This window comes from Actinomadura pelletieri DSM 43383, assembly GCF_003634705.1.
Lineage (GTDB): Bacteria > Actinomycetota > Actinomycetes > Streptosporangiales > Streptosporangiaceae > Spirillospora > Spirillospora pelletieri.
The window spans coordinates 559,560-582,166 of sequence record NZ_RBWU01000007.1; the positions used below are offsets into that span (position 1 = coordinate 559,560).

The following is a 22,607-nucleotide window of genomic DNA, read 5'->3' on the forward strand; positions in this document are numbered from 1 at the left end:
CGACTCCGATCACGGAATATCACTCATTGTAACGTTCCATGTGTGGAGAGTGATCGGCGGAGTTGGGTGGGGCCGGGCGGTCTGCGGGTGACGGCGGTCCGGCTCGACGGGGCGCACCAAGTGTGGGCCCGGTACACCGGAGTGCGAGGTCAGAGCGCATATCTGGTGACGCGCGACGGGGCGTTCGTCGGCTACTACCGGACGGTGGAGGAACTGGCCGAGGTGGTCGACCTGGCGGACCTGCGCACGCCATGACCACACGGGCGGTTGCGCGCACGCCCCGGCGCCGGTAACGGTTACACCGTGCGTTCAACGGACTGGGACGTCGTGGTCGTCGGATCCGTCAACGCCGACCTCGTGGTGGGCGTCGACCGGCGTCCCGCGCCCGGGGAGACGGTCCTCGGTTCCGACCTCGCCACGCACCCGGGCGGCAAGGGCGCCAACCAGGCGGTAGCGGCGGCCCGGCTCGGCGCGCGGGCCGCGCTCGTCGGGAGGGTCGGCGACGACGCCCACGGCGCGCTGCTGCGCGATGCCCTCGCGGCCGGCGGTGTCGGCCTCGACCGGCTGACGACCACGCCGGGAGTGCCGACCGGCGTCGCGATGATCACGGTCGGGCCGGACGGCGACAACAGCATCGTCGTGTCGCCCGGCGCCAACGCCCGGCTCGCCCCCGAGGACGTGGCGCGGGCCCGCGACGTGATCGCCGGGGCATCGGTCGTCTCGGTCCAGTTGGAGGTGCCGCGGCCCGCCGTGGAGGCCGCCGCCCGGATCGCCGCGGACACGGGCGCCCGGGTCGTCCTCAACCTCTCGCCGCCCGCGGCCGTCCCCGACGAGCTGCTCGCGCTCTGCGACCCGCTCGTCGTCAACGAGCACGAGGCCGCCTTCCTCCTCGGCGCGGACGCCTCCGCGACGGACCCGGCCAAGATGGCGGCGGCACTCGCACGGTCCGGACCCCGCTCGGTCGTGGTCACCTGCGGCGCCGAGGGAGCAATGGTCGCGGGGGGCGCCGACGGCACGGTCAGGATCGCGTCCCCGACGGTGAAGGCGGTGGACACGACCGGCGCGGGCGACGCGTTCACCGCCGCACTGTGCCTACGGCTCGCGCGGGGCGACGCGCTGCCGCCCGCCGCCCGCTACGCCGCCCGCGCGGGCGCCGCCGCCGTCCGCGCACCCGGAGCGCAGAGTTCTTTCCCCACACCGGACGAACTCCCCGCCCCGGGCGCCTAGGCCCGGTCCAAGGTGGCCTCAGCCCGCAAACGCGTGCCCCGCCCGGCGCAGCAAAGCCGAAGGCAAGCGGAGCCGAGCGGATCGCGAAGCGACGCGCGTTCGCCCAGGAACGGTCACGTAGCGAGCCGCCAGGCGAGCGAAGTGGGCCGGTCCTGCAATCAACACAGCCGGGCCTGTAATCAACTCAGGGTCGTGCGGGCCCGCAATCGGTACAGCTCGTCGGCGACGTCGTGGACGTCGGCGCCCAGGTCGAACGCGCTGAGCAGGTGCAGGTCGTCCTCGGTCTCGATCTCCAGCATGCGGGTGTGCAGCAGGAGCCGCCGCCGCTCGTCCACCCGGATGGCGGTCACGTCGTTCCAGGGGACGCGGCGGCGCCGGGCGTAGCCGGTCACGACGGTGACGCCGTCGCCGTCGGCGGCGAGCCGGACCGGGGCGAGCAGGTCCCGCAGCACCAGGGCGTTCAGGCCGAGCGCCGCCGCGATCGCGAGGAACAGGAACTGCGGGTCGTGGCTGTACAGGACGATCAGCGCCGTGACGGCCGCCGCGCCCCCGCACTTGACCACCACATGCCCGGGCGGCACCCGCCAGCGCCGTTCCGCACCCGTCTCCATGACAGCCACCGTAGCCCGCGTGGGCGGGTGCGGCGGGACGAGGGGGCTGGACGGCCACAATGCTGTTTCTCCGGGCAGTCGGCCAGGAATGCGACGAAACCGTCCGATAGCGTCATACGCATGCGACTCGGCGTGTTGGACGTGGGCTCGAACACCGTGCACCTTCTGGTGGTGGACGCCCATGAGGGTGCCCGGCCGCTGCCCGCGTACTCCCACAAGTCGGAGATGCGGCTCGCCGACCACCTGGACGAGAAGGACCACCTCTCCGCGGAGGGGGAGGCGCTGCTGCGGGACTTCGTCGACGAGGCGTTGCAGATCGGTGAGGACAAGGGCGTCGAGGACCTGGTCGCCTTCGCCACGTCCGCCGTCCGGGACGCCGCGAACGGTGAGGCGGTGCTGGACCGGATCCGCGCCGACAAGGGCATCGACATCAGGGCGCTGTCCGGCGAGGAGGAGGCGCGGCTGACGTTCCTCGCGGTGCGGCGCTGGTTCGGCTGGTCGTCGGGACGGCTGCTGGTGGTGGACATCGGCGGCGGCTCGCTGGAGGTCGCGTCCGGGATCGACGAGGAACCGGACGTCGCGTTCTCGCTGCCGCTCGGCGCGGGACGGCTGACCCGCGACCGGTTCACCGCCGACCCGCCGCCCCACGACGAGGTTCGCAACCTGCGGCGGCACGTCCGGGCGGAGATCGCACGCCGGGTCGGGGACGTCTCCCGGTACGGTCCGGCGGACCACGCGGTCGCGACGTCCAAGACGTTCAAGCAGCTCGCCCGGATCGCGGGCGCCGCCCCGTCGGCGGAGGGACCGTACCAACGGCGGGTGCTGGCCGGTGCCGACCTGACCGAATGGGCGGGGAAACTGGCGGCGATGCCGTCGGCGGAGCGGGCGCAACTGCCGGGAGTGTCGGAGTCGCGCGCCCCGCAACTGCTCGCGGGCGCGATCGTCGCGGACGCGGCGATGGACCTGTTCGAACTCTCCGAGCTGGAGATCTGTCCCTGGGCGCTGCGGGAAGGCCTCATTCTCCGCCGTCTGGACATGATGACAACCGGTTGACCGGATCCGGCCGCCGGTTGCGCGCGTCGCGATATGACTTGCCGAGTGGGATTCAATCAGCGTAGGGAAGAAGATCATGTAGTCCCGCTTCACTACTGGGGGTTCTCCGATATGACGCGCGCGTACAGGTTCGCCTCTCTGCCCTGTGGGCGGCGGGCCAAATGGGTCGTGCTGGGCGTCTGGATCGCCGTGCTCATCGTGTCGTTTCCGTTGGCAGGAAAGCTGACCGACGCACAGACGAACGACTCGTCGGCTTGGCTGCCGAACGACGCCGAATCGACGCGGGTCGTCGAGGAGTCCAAGCGGTTCGTCCCGTCCGAGACATTACCCGCGGTGATCGTCTACCACCGGGACGGCGCCGCGATCACCGCGGCCGACCGGGCGAAGGCCGCGGCGGACGTCCCGCGCCTCAAGGCCGTCAAGAGCGATCTGGAGACCTCCGGGCCGAAGCGGCAGCTCGCCGTCGACGTCAAGGGGCCGATCCCGGCGCAGGACGGCAAGGCGCTGGAGACCATCGTCACCGTCCATGTCGGCAACGACGGATGGGCGGTGCTCGGTCCCGGCATCGAGGACTACCGCGACATCGTCCAGAAGGGACCCCCGGGCCTGGAGGCGCACATCACCGGGCCCGCCGGGTACGGGGGCGACTTCAGCAACGTGTTCTCCGGGTTCGACAGCGCGCTGCTCGCCGTCACCGCCGCGATCGTCATCGCGATCCTGCTGCTGACGTACCGGAGCCCCGTCCTGTGGCTCGCGCCGCTGGTGTGCGTGGCGTTCTCGCTGATGGCGGCGCAGGCGCTCATCTACCTGCTGGCCGAGTACGCGGGCCTCACCGTGAACGGGCAGGCCGCGTTCATCCTCACCGTGCTCGTGTTCGGCGCGGGCACCGACTACGCGCTCCTGCTCATCGCCCGGTACCGGGAGGAACTGCGACGGCACCAGGACCGGCACGAGGCGATGGCGGTCGCGCTGCACCGCGCCGGGCCCGCGATCATCGCGAGCGGCTCCACGGTGGCGCTGAGCATGCTGGCCCTGCTCTTCGCCGTCCTCAGCTCCACCCAGAGCATGGGCCCGGTCATGGCGATCGGCATCGTCGTCGCGTTCGCCGCGATGGTGACGCTGCTGCCCGCGCTGCTGGTGATCTGCGGACGCTGGATGTTCTGGCCGCGCCGCCCCGTCTACGGGTCGGACGAGCCGACCGAGCGCGGCCTGTGGGCCCGGGTCGGGTCCGCGGTCGCCGTCCGACCGCGCCTCACCTGGATCGTCACGGCCGTGGTGCTCGGCGCGCTCTCGGTCGGGGTGCTCGGGCTGCGGACCGACACGCTGGCCGCCAAAGACTCCTTCAGCACGGGCAAGCCCGACTCGGTCACCGGCGAGGAGGTCCTCGGACGGCACTTCCCCGCGGGCAGCGGGGCGCCCCTCCAGGTCATCACCAACGCCGGGACGGGCGACAAGGTACGGGCCCAACTCCTCAACGTCCCGGGCATCGCGGACGTCAGGGTCCCCGCGAAACCGTCCGGCGGCCGCATCTACCTGGAGGGCACGCTGTCCGTGCCGCCGGACAGCGATCGCGGGTTCGCCGCCGTCGAACGCGCCCGCGAGGCCGTCCACGACGTGCCGGGCGCGAACGCCATCGTCGGCGGCGCGTCGGCGGTGACGCTCGACGTCAGCGACGCGTCCCACCGGGACCAGAACGTCGTGATCCCGATCGTTCTCGTCGTGGTCTTCCTCATCCTCGCGGTGCTGCTGCGCGCCCTCGTCGCGCCGTTGCTCCTCATCCTGACGGTCGTCGTGTCGTACGGGGCGGCGCTCGGGGTCAGCGCCCTGGTGTTCAACCACGTGTTCGGGTTCGCGTCCACGGACCCGTCGTTCGCGCTGTGGACGTTCGTGTTCCTCGTGGCGCTCGGCACCGACTACAACATCTTCCTGATGACCCGCGTGCACGAGGAGTCGAGACGGGTCGGCACGCGGCGCGGCGCGCTGGTCGGGCTCGCCGCGACCGGCGGCGTGATCACCTCGGCGGGCACGGTCCTGGCCGGGACGTTCGCGGCGCTCGGGACGATGCCGCTGGTGTTCGTCGCCGCGCTCGGGTTCACGGTGGCGTTCGGGGTGCTGCTCGACACGTTCATCGTCCGGTCGGTGCTGGTCACGGCGCTGAACCTGGACGTCGGACGGCACATGTGGTGGCCGAGTCGCCTGGCCCGCGCCGAGGCGGAGGCCCCGGCGGACGCGCCCGGCACGCCCGGCGCGTCGGGGGAGCCCGCTCCCGCGGCCCGCGGCGACTGACCCGGCCGCCGAACCGGCCCTCGCGTCCACGGCCCGGTCGAACCCGCTCCACGGCGGGCTCGACCGGGCCGTGGCGTTCGCGTCACATCCAGTACGGGTGGCTGAGCGTGCGGCCCCGCGGGGTGAGCACGCGGTCCCCGGTGCCGTCGAGGCGGATGGCGTGGATCACCGGTGTGCCGACCGCGCCGCGCACGTAGCAGAGCCAGCGTCCGTCGCTGGACCACGCCGGGTCCATGTCGTCCTGGATGCCCTTGGTGACCTGGCGCAGATCGGAGCCGTCGGCGTTCATGACCCAGATGGTGGTGGCCTCGTCCGGGCCCCGGGTGAACGCGATCTTGCGGCCGTCCGGCGACCACTCCGGGTCGACGGAACGGACCCGGTCCTTGGTCAGCCGCGTCCAGGCCGCCTCGGGACGCTTCGGGTCGAGGGTGTAGATCTGGTCGGTGCCGTCCCGGCGGCTCCAGAACACGATCTGGTCGGTGACCGACCACATGGGGTCGTCCTTGAACGACGCGTCGGTGGTGAGCTGGACGGGCCGGGCGCCGCCCTCGACACCGATCATGAAGATCTGCCGCACGCCGTCCTTCTCGGCCATGTACGCCAGGCGGGTGCCGTCCGGCGACCACGACACCCGGGTGCCGCGGACGACGCCGGTGATCCGCCGCAGGTTGGCGCCGTTGGCGTTGACCACCCACGCCTCGGCCGTCCTGTCGTTCTGCCTGGTGAACGCGATGCGTCCGCCCTCCGGCGACCGTTCGGGCAGGATGTCGCAGCGCGGCCCGCCGATCAGGGTCTTCACCTCCGCCTCGCCGGGCTGGTAGACGCCGATGTCGGCGTGGCAGTCCCGGGGCCAGCCGGGGGCGGTGTCGATCCGGACGAGCATCGGCCCGGTCGGCAACGCCGCCGCCGGGGGCGCCTTGCGCTCCTCGTCCGGGCGCATGACGTAGTAGAGGCCCGCGGCCACGGCCGCGGCGGCGAGCAGCCCCGCCACGGCCGAGACGGCGACCTTGGTGCGCCGGGACGGTCCGTCCGGCCGCCCCGGGGCCGGCACCGTGACGTCGCGGGAGGTGACCCCCGGGTCGGGGAGCGGCGGCGGTGCCGGTGCCGTCACCGGTGCCGTCGCCGGGCCGAACCCGGGACCCGGAGGGGGCGGCGGGCCGGCCGGCGCCATCCAGGTCTGGCCCAGCTCGGACGTCACGTCCGCCTCGCCGGCACCGCCGACCAGGGCGAGCAGCAGCTCACGCGCCGTGGGCCGCTGCTCGGGGTCCTTGCGCAGCGCCGCCCGGACGAGCCCCCCCAACGGTTCCGGCAGCTCCCCGATCTCGGGATCGGCGTGGACGGCGCGGGCCGCCAGGATCTGGAACGAGCCCTGGCCGAACGGGTTGCGCCCGTTCGCGGCGTACACGACGAGGCAGCCCCACGCGAACACGTCCACGGCGGGGGTGATGTGCTGCGTCGTGATCTGTTCGGGCGCGATCCAGCCGGGGGTGCCGACGACCTGCCCGGTGCGGGTGTGGGTGGACGCCATGTCCAGCGCGCGGGCGATCCCGAAGTCGATGACACGGGGACCGGAGATGGACAGCAGCACGTTGCTCGGCTTGAGGTCGCGGTGCACCAGCCCCGCGCTGTGGATCGCGACGAGCGCGGCGGCGACGCCGACCGCGACGCCGTGCAGCAGGCCGGGCGACAGCGCGCCCTTCTCGGCGACATGGTCCAGCAGGGACGGGCCGTCGATGTACTCGGTCACCATGTAGGCGAGCCCGAGGTCGTCGCCGTGCTCCAGGACCTGCGCGGTGCAGAACGACGCGACGCGCTGCGCGTTCGCGGCCTCGTCGTGGAAGCGGGCGAGGAACGACCGGTCGCCCGCCAGCGCGGGCCGCACGACCTTGACCGCGACGGGACGGCCGTTCGGGTCGCGGCCGAGGTAGACCGCGCCCATCCCGCCTTCGCCGATCTTGGCCTCGATGCGGTACCGGCCGATCCGCGTGGGGTCGTCCGGGCGCAGTTCACCCAGCGAGGTCGCGTCCATGGAGATCACCTTCCGGCCCCATGGGCCGCGTGTTGGCGGCCGCCGACGCGGCGGCACGCGGCCCCACCGATTCCATACGATGACAGACTTTTCTTGAGATGGCAGATACCGTGGCGAGGTTCTCGTCTCTTCGCAACGATCCGCGTCAGTGGAAGTCGCGGGCGCGGACGCGACCGGGCACCGGAAGGCGGCGCAGCCGGGTCGCGCGGACGTTGGTGACGCCGTCGACGCGTTCGAGCCGCCCGTTGACGAGCAGCGCCTGGGAGTCGACGGCGAGGCCCCGGTGCCGGCGGAACACCTGCGGCGGGCACACCACGTTGACGATGCCGGTCTCGTCCTCCAGCGTCATGAACACCATGCCCCCGGCGGTCGGCGGACGCTGCCGGTGGGTGACCAGCCCGGCGACGACGACGTTGGTGTCTCCCGGCGTCGCGGCCAGCCGCGTGGACGACAGGGCGCCCAGCTCGTCGAGCACCGCCCGGACGTGCGCGACGGGATGGGTGTGGGACACGCCGGTGGCCCACAGGTCGGCGAGCGTCTCCTCGATCGGCGTCATCGCGGGCAGCGGCGGCGCGGCCGCGCCCGGCGTCACGCCCGCCAGTTGCCCGGGGCCCGAGCCCGCCAGCGCCCCCGCCGCCCACAGCGCCGCGCGCCGGGACAGGCCGAACCCGTCGAACGCGCCCGCCGTGGCGAGGGCCTCCAGCGCCCCCGACGACAGCGGGACGCGGCGGGCGAGGTCCTCCATGCTCGTGTAGGGGCGGCCCGCCGCGACGGCCTTCGCCGCATCCTCGCCGAGGTTGCGGACACCGGCGAGGCCGAGCCGGATCGCGGGCTGCGGCTCGGACGGCGCGTGCGGATGCCGGTCGCCGCCACCCGACTCGGGGGCGACCGGCACGGGCTCCTCCAGCACGGGATGGACGTCGCTGGCGTTGATGTCGACGCCGCGGACCACGACGCCGTGGCGCCGCGCGTCCGCCAGGAGGCTCTGCGTCGAGTAGAAGCCCATCGGCTGGTTGCGGACCAGCGCGGCGGTGAACGCCGCCGGATAATGGCGTTTCAGCCACGCGCTCGCGTACACCAGGTGCGCGAAGCTCTGCGCGTGCGACTCGGGGAACCCGAACCCGGTGAAACCGAGGATCTTCTCGTAGACGTCCTCGGCGACGTCGGCGGGGATGCCGCGCTCGGCCATCCCGTCCAGCAGCCGCGTCCGCAGCCGTTCGACGCGTTCGGGCGCCCGCTTCGCGCCCATCGCCTGCCGCAGTTGGTCGGCCTCGGCGGGCGTGAACCCGGCGCAGTCGACGGCGAGCTGCATCATCTGCTCCTGGAACAGCGGCACGCCGAGCGTCCGCGACAGCGCGGGCTCCATCAGCGGATGCGGGCAGCGCGCGGGTTCCAGGCCCTTGCGGCGCCGCAGGTACGGGTGGACGGACCCGCCCTGGATCGGACCGGGCCGGATCAGCGCCACCTCCACCACCAGGTCGTAGAACTCGCGGGGCCGCAGCCGCGGCAGCGTCGCCATCTGCGCCCGCGACTCCACCTGGAACACCCCGACGGTGTCGGCGTCGCACAGCATGTCGTACACCAGGCCGTCCTCGGGCGGGATCGACTGGAGGTCGTGGCGCCGCCCGTGGTGGGCCTCGACCAGGTCGAAGCAGTCGTGCAGCGCGGCGAGCATCCCGAGGCCGAGCAGGTCGAACTTCACCAGCCCGGCGGCGGCGCAGTCGTCCTTGTCCCACTGCAGGACGCTGCGGCCCGGCATCGTCGCCCACTCGATCGGGCAGATCTCCCCGACCGGCCGGTCGGCGATGATCATGCCGCCGGAGTGGATGCCGAGATGCCGGGGCAGGCGCAGCATCCGGTTCGCCAGGTCCAGCACCGGGCCGGGGACGTCGGCCTCCGACCCCACCGGGTCGCGCGGGTCGATGCCCTTCGACCAGGCGTCCTGCTGGCCGGGGGAGAAGCCGAGCGCGCGCGCCGCGTCCCGGACGGCCATCCGCGGACGGTAGCTGATGACGTTCGCGACCTGCGCCGTCCGCTCCCGCCCGTACTTGCCGTACACGTACTGGATGGCCTCCTCGCGGCGGCGGTGCTCGATGTCCAGGTCGATGTCGGGCGGGCCGTCGCGTCCCGGGGACAGGAAACGTTCGAACAGCAGCCCGTGCCGGACGGCGTCGACGCCGGTGATGCCGAGCGCGTAGCAGACCGCGGAGTTCGCCGCCGAGCCGCGTCCCTGGCACAGGATGCCCCTGCTCCGGCAGAACTCCACGATGTCATGGACGATCAGGAAGTAGCCGGGGAAGCCGAGCTGCTCGATGACGTCCAGCTCCCTGGCGATCTGCGCGTACGCGCCGGGGACGCGTTCCCGTTCGGGCGGCCCGTAGCGGCGCGGGGCGCCCTCCGCGACGAGGTGCCGCAGCCAGCTCGCCTCGGTGTGCCCGTCCGGGACGGGCCAGTCCGGCAGGCGGGGCGCGACGACGTCGAAGTCGAACCGGCATTCGGCGGCGAGCGCGACGGTCCGATCCTGGACGCCCGGGAAGCGCGCGAGCCGCCTCGCCATCTCCGCGCCGCCGCGCGGATGCGCGGTGCCGTTCGCGGGGAGCCAGCCGACCATGTCGTCCAGGCTGCGCCGGGCCCGGACCGCCGCCATCGCCTGCGCCAGCCGCGCGTCCGCGCCGGGCGCCGCGAAGTGCACGTTGTTGGACGCGACCACGTCGACGCCGACGCGACGCGCCAGCGCGAAGAGGATGTCACCCCGGTGGTCGTCGCCGGGCTGGTCGTGGTCGGTGAGCTCGACGAACACGTTCTCGCGTCCGAACATGCCGACGAGGTCGCGCAGCTCGCGCTCCGCCGCGTCCGGGCCGCCCGCCTCCAGCGCCGCCGGGACGTGACCCTTCCGGCACCCGGTCAGCACCGCCCACTCGCCGCCGTGCGCGGCGGCGAGGTCGGCCAGGTCGTAGCGGGGACGGCCCTTGCGTCCGCCCGCGAGCTGCGCCGCCGTGATCGCCGAGCACAGCCGCGCGTAGCCGCCCGCGCCCCGCGCCAGGACGAGCAGATGCCGCCCCGCCGGATCGGGCTCCCCGGTCCGCGGGCCCGGCAGGCCGAGGCTCAGCTCCGCGCCGAACACCGTCCCGATCCCCGCGTCCCGGGCGGCCTGCGCGAACTGCACCGCCCCGTACATGCCGTCGTGGTCGGTGATCGCCATCGTCTCCACGCCGAGCCGAGCCGCCTCGGCGACGAGCGACGCCGGGTCGCTCGCGCCGTCCAGGAAGCTGAACGACGAGTGGACGTGCAGCTCCGCCCACGGCACATTCGTCCCGGCGCGGCCGGGAGCGGGCCGCGGCCCCGGCGACGTGTCACGGGTCGGCGGCTCCGTGGGCCGTTCGCCCTGACGCCACGACAGCCGCTCCTCGAACTCCCGCCACGAGATCGGCGGGTTGTACCAGTCAGTCATAGACGCCCTCGATGTGCCAGCGACCGCCCTCGACGGCGAGCAGGTAGGCGGCACCGTCGTCGGTGGTGACCTGGAACCGGGCGCGGCGCCGCGCCCGGTCCGGATCCCACCAGCGCTCGTCGGCGGGCCACGGCCCCGTCCATCCGGTGACCGCGGCGGGACGTCCACGCAGGCGCAACGTGGCGGGCGGCGCGGACACCTCGCAGCGCGCCGACACCACCACCACGGCCCCGGCGGCGTCGACCAGCTCCACGTCGGGCGGGACCGCGGGCACGACCGCCGGGGCGGGCGCCGGCACGCGTCCCGGCCACGGCCCGTCCGGCAGGTCGGCGGGCGCCAGGTCGCCGACCGGCACCCGCACGACCCGCTCGCCCGGCCCGCGCCCGCCGACGAGGACCGGCCGGGTGATCCCCTGATGGCCGAGCAGGGCCTGGATCCGGTCGGCGGCCCGCGCGATCCGCTCGGTCACGGACGAACGGCCCCACAGCGACTCCTGCCGTCCCACGTCCGGGACGAGCTGGTCGGGCACCAGCTCCAGGGACGTCACACCGCCCCAGACCGTCCCGGCGTCGCCCGACGGCCGGTGCGCGGACAGCTGCCACCGCACCCGCTCCGCCACCGCCAGCGCCGACAGACCGTCGTGCCGCCACAGGCGCCGCTGGACGTGCCCGTCCGCGAAACCGGCCACGACCTCCAGCCGGACGCAGCCGAGCCCGCCCGCCGCAAGACCCTCGTGCAGCTCGCCCGCGAGCCGTTTCGCCGTGAACACCACTTGTTCGGCCTGCTCGGCGGGCGGGTCGAACTCGACCCGCACCGACAGGTCCGCGGCGGCCCCGACCGGCGCGAGGGGACGCGGCTCCTCGCCCCGCGCCATGCGGTGCGCGACGGCGCCGTCCCTCCCGAACCGTCCGGCGACATGCCCGGGCGGCAGGGCGGCGAAGTCGCCGAGAGTCTTCACGCCGAGCCGTCGCAGCAGGTCGGCCAGCTCGGGCCGGTCCAGGACGGCGAGCGGGTACGGCGCGAGGAACGCCGCCGCCCCGCCCTCCGGAACGACCACACCGCCCTGCCCGGCACGCGCGGCCAGCTCCGCCGTGAACAGCCCGTCGGCGATGCCCGCGCCGCAGTCGTGCCCCGCCTCGACGACCGCGTCCTGGACGAGGACGCGCAGCGCCTCTTCACCGCCGTAGAAGCGGGCCGGGCCGCGAGCCGGGATCGCGCACAGCCCCGGCCGCACCACCTCCACCCGGGGGGTCAGCGCCGCGACTGCCGCCACGACCGTCTCGAACAGCCGCCCCTCCGCGTCGGTGTCGCGCTCCCGCACCACCAGCTCCGGGCATCGGCGCTGCGCGTCCCTGAGCCGCTGCCCGCGCCGCACCCCCTCGGCCCGCGCCGCCGCCGTGCACGCCGCGACCCGCCCCCGCGCGACCACGGCCCCGGCGGTGGCGGCGTCCACGCCCACCGCCGTGGCGGGCCAGTCCGGACACCACAGCACCAGGACCCTGGTCACGCGATCTCCCTGCGCCCGGGACCCGCGACCCCCACACGGGTGTGGACGGGGGCGCCGTCGGCGACGGCGCCCGGAACGAGTTCCAGCGGCGGCCGGACGGCCTCGTCGGGCCGGACCGCGCCGTCGGAGGCGGGCAGCCAGACCCGGACGCCACGGCCGCGGCCGGGCGCGTCACGCCCTTCGGCGACGACCCGGACACGGCGACCGGTCAGCCGCCCGTGCCCGTCCGCGACGCCCTCCCACACGACGTCCTCCACACGGAGGCGCAGCCGGGTGCCGGGCCAGTCGCGGGCGAACGCGCCGGTCAACGTCAGGACGCAACCGTGCTTGCGGGCCAGCGCGGTCAACCGCCGGACGGCCGCCGCTCCGGGACGCTCCGGCGGGCACAGCAGGATCAGGTCGACGGCCTCGGCGAGCGCGGCGACGACGTCGGGCCAACGGTCACCCGGGTCGTCGACGAGGAGCAGGCGGTCCGGGGCCGCGCCCATGCCCACGGCGGCGACGACACCGAACCCGGGAAGGCCGACGACGCCGCACCAGCGGTCGTCCCCGGCGACCCCCGCGACCAGGGCCAGACCGAGCGACGCGGCGCCGAGCCCGTCGAGGCCGACGACGGACCCGGGCCGCAGCCCGCCGCCCGGCAGGACGGGGCGCAGCGGCGCCAGGACCGGTACCGTGCTCCGGGCGGGCACCGTGTCCAGGAGGTCCGTGTCCCGGAGGAGCGCGTCCGGGACGGGAGAGGCCAGCACCCCCCCAATTTCGAACACAGGTTCGATCATTGTCAAGTCGTCGCAGGTCACATGGGAAGTGGCGGGGAGCGGAAAGTCCGATGGCACCGGGCTTTCCGGCATGATGGGCGTTATGTCGGACGATGCACGGACCATCGAGTGGACGGTCGACGGGCTCCGCCTGCTGGACCAGACCGTCCTGCCCCACCGCGTGGAGTATCTGACCGTCCAGGACGTCGACGCGCTCGTGGACGCGATCCGGCGGCTGGTCGTGCGGGGCGCGCCCGCGCTCGGCGTGGCGGGCGGGTTCGGTGTCGCGATCGCCGTCCGGCAGGCGGCCCGCGACGGCTGGGACGACGCCCGGCGGGACGCGGCGATCGCCCGCGTCCGGGCGGCCCGCCCGACGGCGGTGAACCTGGCGGCCGGGGTCGACCGGGTGCTGCCGTTCGTCGCAGCGGGCGAGGACGCGGTCGTGGCGGAGGCCCAGGCCATCCTGGACGAGGACGTGCGCGGCAACCACGCCATCGGGGCGTTCGGGGCGGACTGGATCCTCGACCGGGTGGGGGACCGGCCGCTGCGCGTGCTCACGCACTGCAACGCCGGCGCGCTCGCGACGGCAGGGTGGGGCACGGCGCTCGGCGTCGTCCGGGAACTGCACGGGCGGGGCCGCGTCGAACTCGTCTACGCGGACGAGACACGCCCCCTGTTGCAGGGCGCGCGGCTCACCGCGTGGGAACTCGACCGGGCCGGGATCCCGTGCGTCGTCCAGACCGACGCCGCCGCGCCGAGCACGATCCTGCGCGGCCTCGTCGACGTGGCCGTCATCGGCGCGGACCGTGTCGCCGCCAACGGCGACACCGCCAACAAGATCGGCTCGGTGGGGGTGGCGCTGGCCTGCGCGACCGCCGGGATCCCGCTGGTCGTGGCCGCGCCGTGGAGCACCGTCGACCTGTCCGTCCCGGACGGGAACGGCGTCCCGATCGAGGAACGTCCCGCCGAGGAGGTCCTGACCTGGAGCGGCGCGCGGACCGCCCCGGCGGGGGTGCGCGGGTTCAACCCCGCGTTCGACGTCACGCCCGCCCGCCTGGTGACCGCGCTGGTCACCGAGACGGGCGTGCTGGAGGTGTCGGCGGGCACGACCCCTTCCCTGGGAAGGGGCACGAGAAGGGCGGCGTCAGCGGTCACCTCCCGGGTCGAGGGTGCGGGTGGCGGCGCGTAGGCTCCGGAACAGCCGGGCCTCGTACTCCTTCGCGGCCCGGACGTCGCGGTCGCCGAACAGCGCGTCGTAGAGCGCGGGCAGCCGCTGCGTGGCGTAGCCGGTGTCGAGGCCGGGCGCGAACACCTGATGCCGGTACCAGGGACGTCCCGGCAGGCCCGCCTGCGTCAGCAGATCCCGCTCCGCCTGCATGATCTTGTGGTTGAGTCGGCGGAACTCGGCGGTGTCGCCGTCACGGAGCGCCTCGTCGGCGCGGTCCCGCAACGCCGCCGCGGCCCGTGCCCACGCCTTGGCCTGCTCGATGTCGCGGGACACGTCGACGACCACCGAGCCCAGCCGCTCACGCTGCTGCTCGGTGAAGTCGGCGAGGTAGCGGGCCGTCTCCTCGGCGTAGGGACGGTAGCCGAGCGCGACGACGTCGGCGTTCGCCAACCGCAGCGTCGCGATGCCCGCCAGCCGCGACATGGCCGTGTGGTACTCCCAGTCCGGGTCGCCGAACCGCGACATCCAGTAGTGGTCGTCGCACGCGCAGTGGTAGTTGCCCGCGGTGCCCGGTGACGCGGCGCCGATGTCCATCGCGGGCACCCCGTACCGCTGGAAGAACGCCTGGAAGTCCGAACCGCCGCCGATGCGGCCGATCGGCGTCTTCCCGTCGTTCTGCGCCTTCCACGCCTCGTAAAGAGTCCCGTCCGTGCCGGGCCACCGCACTTCCTTCGTCGCGTCGATGACGGACTCGTCCAGCGCGGGCGTCGTCGTGGCGCCGAAGTGGGAGCCGCCCGCGCCGTCCATGTTCACGTAGGCGACGGCGTTGCGGAGTTCCCGGTCGCGATCCTCGGCGTACTCGGTGGAGCCGAACAGCCCGTACTCCTCACCGTCCCAGGTGGCCAGGACGACGGTGCGCTTGGGACGCCACCCCTCCTTCAGGAGTTTCCCCAGCGCGCGTCCGACCTGGAGGACGTTCTCCGTGCCGGACAGGTTGTCGCTGCTCCCGTACGTCCAGGAGTCGTGGTGCGCGCCGAGGATGACCTCCTGCTCCGGGTGCTCGCTGCCGCGGATCCGCACGGTGACGTTCCACAGCGGACGCACCTCGAACGTGTTCTCCAGGTCGAGGTGGACCTTCGTCCCGCCGGGCCCGAACCGGTACGTCAGCGGCAGGCCGCCCCGCCACTCCTTCGGCACCTCGGGGCCCGTCAGCGCCTTCAGCAGCGGCGCCGCCGCGCCGTAGGAGATCGGCGTGGTCGGGACGAGGTCCTTCAGCATCGGCGCCTCCGACGGCGGGATGCGCTTGGCGTCCTTCACCGACGGCCAGCCGGGCGTCTGCGGGTCACCGGCGGCGAGCTGGATCTGCGCGACGCTGCCGCGCTGGATGCCGTCGGGGGCGCGCCACGGCCCGTCCGGGTACACCGCGCCCTTGGTGAACCCGTCGTCGGCGGGGTCGGAGTAGATGAGGACGGCCTTCGCGCCGCGCCTGGCGGCCTCCCGCGGTTTGACGCCGCGGAACACCGCTCCGTAGCGGGCCAGGACGATCTTCCCCCTGACGGAGACGCCCTGCTTCTCCAGCAGCTCGAAGTCCTGCGGCCGCCCGTAGTTGGCGTACACGACCTCGCCCCGGACGTTCCCGGACGGCGACAACCCGTTATGCCCCGGAATGACGTCGTCGTAGTGCTTCTGCCAGGGCCGCTTCTCCTCCTTGACGGGCAGGGACACGCGGTCCGGCGCCGTCATCTCGACCTTCACGCGCTTCGGCATGGACAGGTACGCGTAGTAGGTCGTGACCTCGGGTTCGAGGCCGTACGACCGCAGGCGCGCGACGAGGCGCTCGACGCGCCTGCGGTCACCGGACGTGGTCGTCAGGCCCGGTTCGCTCGACAGTTCGGCGTCCAGGTCCCGGGCGACCTTCGCGGACGGGACCGCGCTGAACAGCTTCTCGTACCGCCGCTGCCAGCGGGAGTTCTCTTCGGTGAACCCCGGGATCGGGCGTTCGCCGGCGGGGGCGGCGACCGCCGGGGCGGCGGGCAGGATGAGGGTCAGGGCCAGGGCGGGGGCGGCCAACGCCGCCAGCGCCTGGGTTCGGGAGCGGAACACCGGCGTTGCCTCTCAGTGCGCTGTACGGGGTGCGCCCGGACCGTACGTCGCGATCAACGGAAGATCTAGATCGCCTGCCGGATCCGGCCAACCCGGCGGGGCGATCGGCCTGTCGGAGTGATGGGCCATCATGGTCACCGTGCCGAACCCCCCGACGCCTCACGCCACGCCGCGTCCGGCGGAGCTTGACGCGGTCCTGGAACGGATCACATACGCCAATGAGGAGACCGGCTACACGGTGGCGCGCGTCGCGACCGCGAAGAGCGGGAGCGACCTGCTCACCGTCGTCGGCGCGCTGCTCGGCGCCCAGGTCGGGGAGAGCCTGCGGCTGGTCGGCCGGTGGCGGTCGCATCCGAAGTACGGGCGGCAGTTCGAGGTGGAGTCGTACACGACCGTCCTCCCGGCGACGATCCAGGGCATCCGCCGCTACCTCGGCTCCGGCATGATCAAGGGCATCGGGCCGGTGATGGCCGACCGGATGGTCGGGCACTTCGGCACCGACATCCTGCGGATCATCGAGGAGGAGCCGGAGCGGCTCGTCGAGGTCCAGGGCCTCGGCCCCAAACGGACGAAGCGGATCGGCGAGGCGTGGGAGGAGCAGAAGGCCATCAAGGAGGTGATGGTCTTCCTGCAGGGCGTCGGGGTGTCCACGTCGCTGGCCGTCCGCATCTACAAGCAGTACGGCGACGCGTCCATCGACACGGTCCGGCGGGAGCCGTACCGGCTCGCGGCGGACGTGTGGGGCATCGGGTTCAAGACGGCCGACACGATCGCGCAGGCCGTCGGCATCCCCCATGACAGCCCCGAGCGGATCAAGGCGGGCCTGCAGTACACGCTGTCGGAGGCCGCGGACGACGGCCACTGCTTCCTGCCCGAGCCGAACCTCGTCACCGCCGCCGAGAAGATCCTCGGGGTGGGGCGGGAGCTGATCGTCCCCGCGCTGGACGAGCTGGCGCGCGACGAGGGCGTCGTCCGGGAGCCGATCCCCGGCCAGGGCGAGGACGCCGCGACGATCCCCGCCGTCTACCTGGTGCCGTTCCACCGGGCCGAACGCTCCCTGGCCCGCGGTCTCCTGGAACTCCTCGACGCCCCGACCGACCGGCTCAAAACCTTCGCCGACGTCGACTGGGACAGGGCGCTGCCGTGGCTGAAGCAGCGCACCGGGCAGTCCCTCGCCGCCGAACAGGAGGAGGCCGTCAAGCTCGCGTTGACGTCGAAGGTGTCGGTGCTGACCGGCGGCCCCGGCTGCGGCAAGAGCTTCACCGTCCGCTCGGTGGTGGAGCTGGCCGCCGCGAAGAAGGCGAAGATCGTCCTGGTGGCGCCGACCGGCCGGGCCGCCAAACGGCTCGCCGAGCTGACCGGGCACGAGGCCGCGACCGTCCACCGGCTCCTCCAGCTCCAGCCCGGCGGCGACCCCAAGTTCGACCAGGACAACCCGCTCGACGCCGACCTCGTCGTGGTCGACGAGTCCTCGATGGTCGACCTGATCCTCGCGAACAAGCTGGTGAAGGCGATCCCGCGCGGCGCGCACCTGCTGCTCGTCGGGGACGTCGACCAACTCCCGTCCGTCGGCGCGGGCGAGGTCCTCGCCGACCTGCTCGGCGCCGAGGTGATCCCGCGCGTCCGCCTCACGAAGATCTTCCGGCAGGCGCAGCAGTCGGGCATCGTCGTCAACGCCCACCGCGTCAACTCCGGCGACCACCCGCACACCCGGGGCTACCCCGACTTCTTCCTGTTCCCCTGCGAGGAGCAGGACGAGGCGGCGGACCTGACCGTGGACGTCGTCGCGAACCGCGTCCCCCGCAGGTTCGGCCTCGACCCGCGCCGCGACGTGCAGGTCCTCACGCCCATGCACCGGGGCGCCGCCGGGGCGGGCGAGCTGAACGCGCGGCTCCAGGAGGCCCTCACCCCGCACGACGACGCCCGTCCCGAACGCCGCTACGGCGGTCGCGTCTTCCGCGTCGGCGACAAGGTCACGCAACTGCGCAACAACTACGACAAGGGCGAGGCGGGCGTCTTCAACGGCACCGTCGGCGTCGTCACGTCCGTGTCGCTGGAGGAACAGTCGCTCACCGTCGTGACCGACGAGGACGAGACCGTCGACTACGCCTTCGACGAACTGGACGAGCTGACCCACGCCTACGCGATCACGATCCACCGGTCGCAGGGCAGCGAGTACCCGGCCGTCGTCATCCCGCTGACCACCGGCGCGTGGATGATGCTGCGCCGCAACCTGCTCTACACGGGGATCACCCGCGCGAAGAAGCTCGTCGTGCTCGTCGGGTCACGACGTGCCCTCGCGGCGGCCGTCCGCACCGCCGGAGCGGGCCGCCGCCACACCGCCCTCGCCCACCGCCTCTCCCACGGGCCTCTCCCACGGGCGCGGCTGAACGGCGATTAACGCACCGAATGAAATTCAATGCGGGAAGCGTTCATTTCGAAAGTGTTGACAGGTGTTTCGGGTGCGTTTCAAGAATGGGTTCCCGCCATTTGGAGGAGCTCACATGACCCGACGCGCTTCCGCGTGCCGCAGATCCGCCCCGACTCCCCGCGGTCTCGTCGCCGCCCTGACCGCCGCGCTCACCGCCGGGGCCCTGGTCGCCGCGACCACCCCGCCGGCCCACGCGACCGGCGACGACGACCGCAGATGCCGCGCCGGATATGTGGGCCTGACCTACGACGACGGCCCGACCCCCGAGCACACCGCCGCGCTCCTGTCGGCCCTCAAGGAGAACCACGTCCGGGCCACCCTGTTCAATATCGGGCAGAAGGCGGAGAAGAACGAGGCGCTGGTCGCCGCGCAGCGGGACGCGGGAATGTGGATCGCCAACCACAGTTGGTCGCATCCGCAGATGACGAAGCTGTCGGAACCGGAGATGGAGACGGAGATCACCCGGACCCAGGAGACGATCGAGCGGATCACCGGGACCGCGCCGAAGCTGTTCCGGCCCCCGTACGGGGACACCGACGCCACGGTGAAGGGGGTCGCGGAGCGGCTCGGGCTGATCCAGGTCCTCTGGGACGTCGACACCCGGGACTGGACCGGCAAGCCCGCCGAGGAGATCGTGGCGGAGGCCGTCACCGTCGAGAGCGGCGAGATCGTCCTCATGCACGACGGCTATCCCGCGACGATCGAGGCCGTCCCGCTGATCGCGAAGAATCTGCGGAGCCGCGGGCTGTGCGCCGGGATGATCTCACCCGTCACCGGACGGCCCGTGCAGCCCGACGACGGGCCGCCGGTCTCCTGACCCGGGTCACTCCCTGAACGACAGGTCCGCGAGGCGCAGGCCGGTGAAGGCGTCGGCGGTGACACCGCGGACGCGTTCCGACCACACCAGATGATCATGGCGGGACCACAGCGGAACCAGCGGCATGTCCCGCAGCATGGCGCTCTCGGCGAGGCGCGCGGGGATGACGCCCTCGTCGGGGGTGGCCGTGCCCTGCGCCTGCGCGACCAGGCCGGTGGCGTAGTCGTCGTCGAAGCCGGTCCCGGCGTCCAGCAGCGGCGCGAGCGCCGCGACGGGCGCCGGGTAGGCGGCGGTGGTGTGGACGACGAACGGCCCGTCCACCGCCCGGTCGGCCAGCGCCCTGCGGAGGTCGGCGACGGGACGGGGCCGCGCGTCGAGCCGGAGCTCCTCGCGGAACTGCGCGGCGACGGCCCGCACCCAGGCGTCGTCGCCGCGGTTCGCCTCGTACCAGAGGTTCAGCGGCCCGCGGAGCCCGCCCGCGTCGGCCAGCGCGGCGACGGCGGCCTTGCCGTCGTGGACGCACAGCCGGCACTGCCCCTCGCGGTGGCCGGGCCTGATCCCGGGCGGGACCAGCGCGTCGGCGGGGGAGTACTGGTGGCCGAGCGGCCCCTCCGTCACCGCGGACCGGTCGATCGCCATCGACAGCGCGTGCCGGACGGTCGGGGACGCCAGACGCTCCACCCACTCCGGGAACGCCAGGTAGGTCATGCCCCGTCCGGGCACGGCGCGGTGCCGGTCGCCGAAGTCGGCCTCCATCGACTCGTGCCGGTCGGGCGGCACCCCCGTCGCGACGTCGAGGTCACCGCCCTCGGCGGCGGCGTACTGCGCACGCGCGTCCGGCATGGCCCTGACGACGACGGGCCGGCCGCCCTTCCGGGGACGCAGGACGATCTCCCGCCCCTTCCGCGACGCGACCTGGAACGGGCCGTTGCCGACCGGGGTCCGCGCGTACGCCGCCCACGCCCGCGACCGCAGGACCTGCTCGGGCATCGGGAAGAAGGCGGGATCGCCGAGCAGGGCGGGGAAGCCGGACAGCGGACGGCCCAGCGTCACCTGGAACGTGTGGTCGTCCTCGACCTTCAGCCCTGACTCGCCGACCCGCGCGACGCCCGAGAGCAGCCCGGACCCGGCCCAGCCCTCGCGCAGCACGGCCGTCCAGGCACCGGTGAACGAGCGGGACGTCACCGGCGTCCCGTCGGAGAACGTCGCGCCGGGCCGCAGGCGGATCGTCCAGACCCTCCGGTCCGGGCTCGTGATCGACTCGGCGGCGGCGTTCACGGGCGCGCCGGTTTCCGGGTCGTAGGAGACCAGACCCGTCCACACCGCGTTCGCGATCATCCGTCCGGTCGGGTCGCGGACATCGCCGGGCAGCAGCGTCGCCGGCGCGGGCGCGCCGACGGAGATACGCGGGTCGGGCGGATCGCTCCACGCCCGAAGCGCCGCGACCGGGGCGAGCAGAACCGCCACGGCCCCGGTGACCAGGGCCGCGGTGCGCGTGGAGCTCTTCAACCGTCTCTCCGGGGAGCGGGTCGGGGACGCCCGCGAGGCTACGGCAGGACGCCGGGCCCGACCAGTCCATACCGCCGCGCGTCGGAATTCGTGGCACATGTTGCTGTTGATCACGCTTGCCCCGCTGCTTCAGACTGGCGGCTGCGATCACCCTCTCTCGTGGAGGTGCGATGTCTCTCCGCACATCCGTCAACGTCAGGCGCTTCGTCCAGGGCGGCGGCGCGGTCGTGGCGTCCGTGGCGCTGCTGGCCGCCGGGACCGCCTGGGCGTGTCCGCCCGAGTCCGACCAGAACGCGAGGACCGCGTCCGGGAACGCGGCCGAGCCGGAGGGCGCCGGCGGCTCCCGCCATGCCGGGCACTACCACCGGGCGCCCGCCGTGCGGACCGAGTCCGAGGCGATCAAGGGCGTCCGGCGCGTCGGCGGGGTGTCCGACGCCAAGGGCGCCATCTCGTTGATGTTCATCGACTACGGCAAGGGCCACCGGAACAAGCGGACGATCATGTACGCGACCGGCCAGTTCGGTCTGAAGGCCTACGACATCACCGCCGACCCCCGCGTCCCCAAACTGGTCGGGCAGCTGAACATGCCCGGCATGTGGGAGACCGAGGACACCGACTTCGACCCCGAGCGGAAGATCATCTACCTGTCCCGGGACCCGCGCGCGTTCAACGGCAACACCCAGACCGGCGAGTCCGGCATCTACGTCGTGGACGCCTCCAACCCGGAGAACCTGCGGCACCTCACCTACGTGAAGGTCCCCGCCGGGCACACCACCACCTGCGTGAACGACTGCCGGTACCTATGGACGGGCGGCCCCGCGAAGGCGAACTGGATGCCCGCCGACTGGGGCGGACGGCCCGTCTGGGTCACCGACGTCCGCGACCCCGCCCACCCGAAGGTGTTCAAGGACCCGATCGACACCGGTCGCAACGACGGCAAGACCGACTACACCCACGACATCCAGGTCGACTCCGACGGCGTCGCGTGGGCGTCCGGACGCGGCGGCGTCCGCGGTTACCACACGTCCGGGAAGCACTACGACCCGGTGCTGAAGAAGAAGCGCAGGGCCACCGCGTGGGACCCCGTTCCGTACGCGGGCGGCGGGCTGGACGAGGCCACCACCAACTCCACCTTCATGCACAACAGCTACCGCGCGGTCGGCCGCACCCGGAAGCAGGCCGCCGACCCGCGCCGGTGGGGCAACGGCAAGCTGCTGTACGTGACCGAGGAGACGTTCAACGAGGGATGCGCCAACGACGGGCTGCTCGTCATCTCGTCGCTGGAGGGGTCCTACGACGGCCAGGGCTGGCGCTCCACCCCGCAGGACCCGTTCCGACTGCGCACCGTCGGCACCTGGGGCGTCGCGGGCAAGGAGGGCAGCGACCCGGCGAGCGACGACTGCTCGGCGCACTACTTCGACGTCCGTGACGGCGTGCTCGTCCAGTCGTTCTACGCCCAGGGCACCCGCTTCCTGGACGTCCGCGACCCCACGAACCCCAGGCAGCTCGCGTACTACCGGCCGGCGGACGCCTCGTCCTGGCAGCCGTACTGGCACGGCAAGTACGTGTACGTCGCCGACAACACGCGCGGCGTCGACGTCCTGGAACCGACCTTCCGCCGCCACTGACCCGCCGGCCTCGGCGCCGCCGAGCTGAG

At 73.4% G+C, this 22,607-nt stretch carries 15 protein-coding genes; 8 read left to right on the forward strand and 7 right to left on the reverse strand.

The annotated features are described in order from the left end of the window. The first annotated feature begins 42 nt into the window (after positions 1 to 42). Together BZB76_RS34390 and BZB76_RS30780 are read left to right on the forward strand one after the other, a co-directional pair. Complete coding sequence (locus BZB76_RS34390) at positions 43 to 255, forward strand: hypothetical protein (protein WP_147449610.1); 213 nt, start codon at positions 43 to 45, stop codon at positions 253 to 255. 48 nt (positions 256 to 303) lie between these two features. Further along, positions 304 to 1,227, forward strand: a complete 924-nt coding sequence (locus BZB76_RS30780) for a ribokinase (RefSeq protein WP_121437995.1) — start codon at positions 304 to 306, stop codon at positions 1,225 to 1,227. 179 nt (positions 1,228 to 1,406) lie between these two features. Here BZB76_RS30780 and BZB76_RS30785 read toward each other — a convergent pair whose 3' ends face one another. Then, entirely contained in the window at positions 1,407 to 1,838 is a 432-nt protein-coding gene (locus BZB76_RS30785) for a PH domain-containing protein (protein ID WP_121437908.1), read from the reverse strand. A gap of 120 nt (positions 1,839 to 1,958) precedes the next feature. On the opposite strand from BZB76_RS30785, the gene BZB76_RS30790 reads away from it, so the two are divergent. Both BZB76_RS30790 and BZB76_RS30795 read left to right on the forward strand, forming a co-directional pair. Further along, positions 1,959 to 2,891 carry a Ppx/GppA family phosphatase gene (locus tag BZB76_RS30790; RefSeq protein ID WP_121437909.1) on the forward strand — a complete coding sequence of 311 codons (933 nt, stop codon included), beginning with the start codon at positions 1,959 to 1,961 and terminating at the stop codon, positions 2,889 to 2,891. Between the two features lie 111 nt (positions 2,892 to 3,002). Then, the gene (locus tag BZB76_RS30795) at positions 3,003 to 5,177 is read left to right on the forward strand and encodes an MMPL family transporter (RefSeq protein WP_121437910.1); all 2,175 of its coding nucleotides are present in this window, start codon (positions 3,003 to 3,005) and stop codon (positions 5,175 to 5,177) included. An 82-nt stretch (positions 5,178 to 5,259) separates the two neighbouring features. Here the strand turns inward: BZB76_RS30795 and BZB76_RS30800 are convergent, their stop codons facing one another. From BZB76_RS30800 to BZB76_RS30815, 4 genes are all read right to left on the reverse strand, one after another. After that, positions 5,260 to 7,206: a protein kinase domain-containing protein gene (locus tag BZB76_RS30800; protein WP_121437911.1), complete on the reverse strand. Its 1,947-nt coding sequence runs from the start codon at positions 7,204 to 7,206 to the stop codon at positions 5,260 to 5,262. A gap of 145 nt (positions 7,207 to 7,351) precedes the next feature. After that, entirely contained in the window at positions 7,352 to 10,657 is a 3,306-nt protein-coding gene (locus BZB76_RS30805; protein WP_121437912.1) for an error-prone DNA polymerase, read from the reverse strand. Further along, positions 10,650 to 12,164 (reverse strand): DNA polymerase Y family protein, encoded by a 1,515-nt coding sequence (locus BZB76_RS30810; protein WP_121437913.1) that lies wholly within the window; start codon positions 12,162 to 12,164, stop codon positions 10,650 to 10,652. The genes BZB76_RS30805 and BZB76_RS30810 overlap by 8 nt, the downstream gene beginning before the upstream one ends. Next, the gene (locus BZB76_RS30815) at positions 12,161 to 12,931 is read right to left on the reverse strand and encodes a hypothetical protein (protein ID WP_211343260.1); all 771 of its coding nucleotides are present in this window, start codon (positions 12,929 to 12,931) and stop codon (positions 12,161 to 12,163) included. The genes BZB76_RS30810 and BZB76_RS30815 overlap by 4 nt, the downstream gene beginning before the upstream one ends. Before the next feature lie 94 nt (positions 12,932 to 13,025). Between BZB76_RS30815 and mtnA the strand changes: the two genes are divergently transcribed. Then, on the forward strand, positions 13,026 to 14,111 hold the full coding sequence (mtnA, locus tag BZB76_RS30820) for an S-methyl-5-thioribose-1-phosphate isomerase (RefSeq protein WP_121437914.1): 1,086 nt from the start codon (positions 13,026 to 13,028) through the stop codon (positions 14,109 to 14,111). Here the strand turns inward: mtnA and BZB76_RS30825 are convergent. Continuing rightward, positions 14,067 to 16,193: a M28 family peptidase gene (locus BZB76_RS30825; RefSeq protein ID WP_121437915.1), complete on the reverse strand. Its 2,127-nt coding sequence runs from the start codon at positions 16,191 to 16,193 to the stop codon at positions 14,067 to 14,069. The two genes, mtnA and BZB76_RS30825, sit on opposite strands and share 45 nt — an antisense overlap. Before the next feature lie 139 nt (positions 16,194 to 16,332). On the opposite strand from BZB76_RS30825, the gene recD2 reads away from it, so the two are divergent. Both recD2 and BZB76_RS30835 read left to right on the forward strand, forming a co-directional pair. Then, entirely contained in the window at positions 16,333 to 18,594 is a 2,262-nt protein-coding gene (gene recD2, locus BZB76_RS30830) for an SF1B family DNA helicase RecD2 (protein WP_246007319.1), read from the forward strand. 103 nt (positions 18,595 to 18,697) lie between these two features. Beyond that, positions 18,698 to 19,441 carry a polysaccharide deacetylase family protein gene (locus BZB76_RS30835; protein WP_121437917.1) on the forward strand — a complete coding sequence of 248 codons (744 nt, stop codon included), beginning with the start codon at positions 18,698 to 18,700 and terminating at the stop codon, positions 19,439 to 19,441. 6 nt (positions 19,442 to 19,447) lie between these two features. Here the strand turns inward: BZB76_RS30835 and BZB76_RS30840 are convergent, their stop codons facing one another. Further along, positions 19,448 to 20,950: a peptide ABC transporter substrate-binding protein gene (locus BZB76_RS30840; protein ID WP_170180833.1), complete on the reverse strand. Its 1,503-nt coding sequence runs from the start codon at positions 20,948 to 20,950 to the stop codon at positions 19,448 to 19,450. Between the two features lie 170 nt (positions 20,951 to 21,120). Here BZB76_RS30840 and BZB76_RS30845 point away from each other — a divergent pair, with 170 nt between their 5' ends. After that, on the forward strand, positions 21,121 to 22,578 hold the full coding sequence (locus BZB76_RS30845) for an LVIVD repeat-containing protein (RefSeq protein ID WP_121437919.1): 1,458 nt from the start codon (positions 21,121 to 21,123) through the stop codon (positions 22,576 to 22,578). The last annotated feature ends 29 nt before the right edge of the window (positions 22,579 to 22,607 follow it).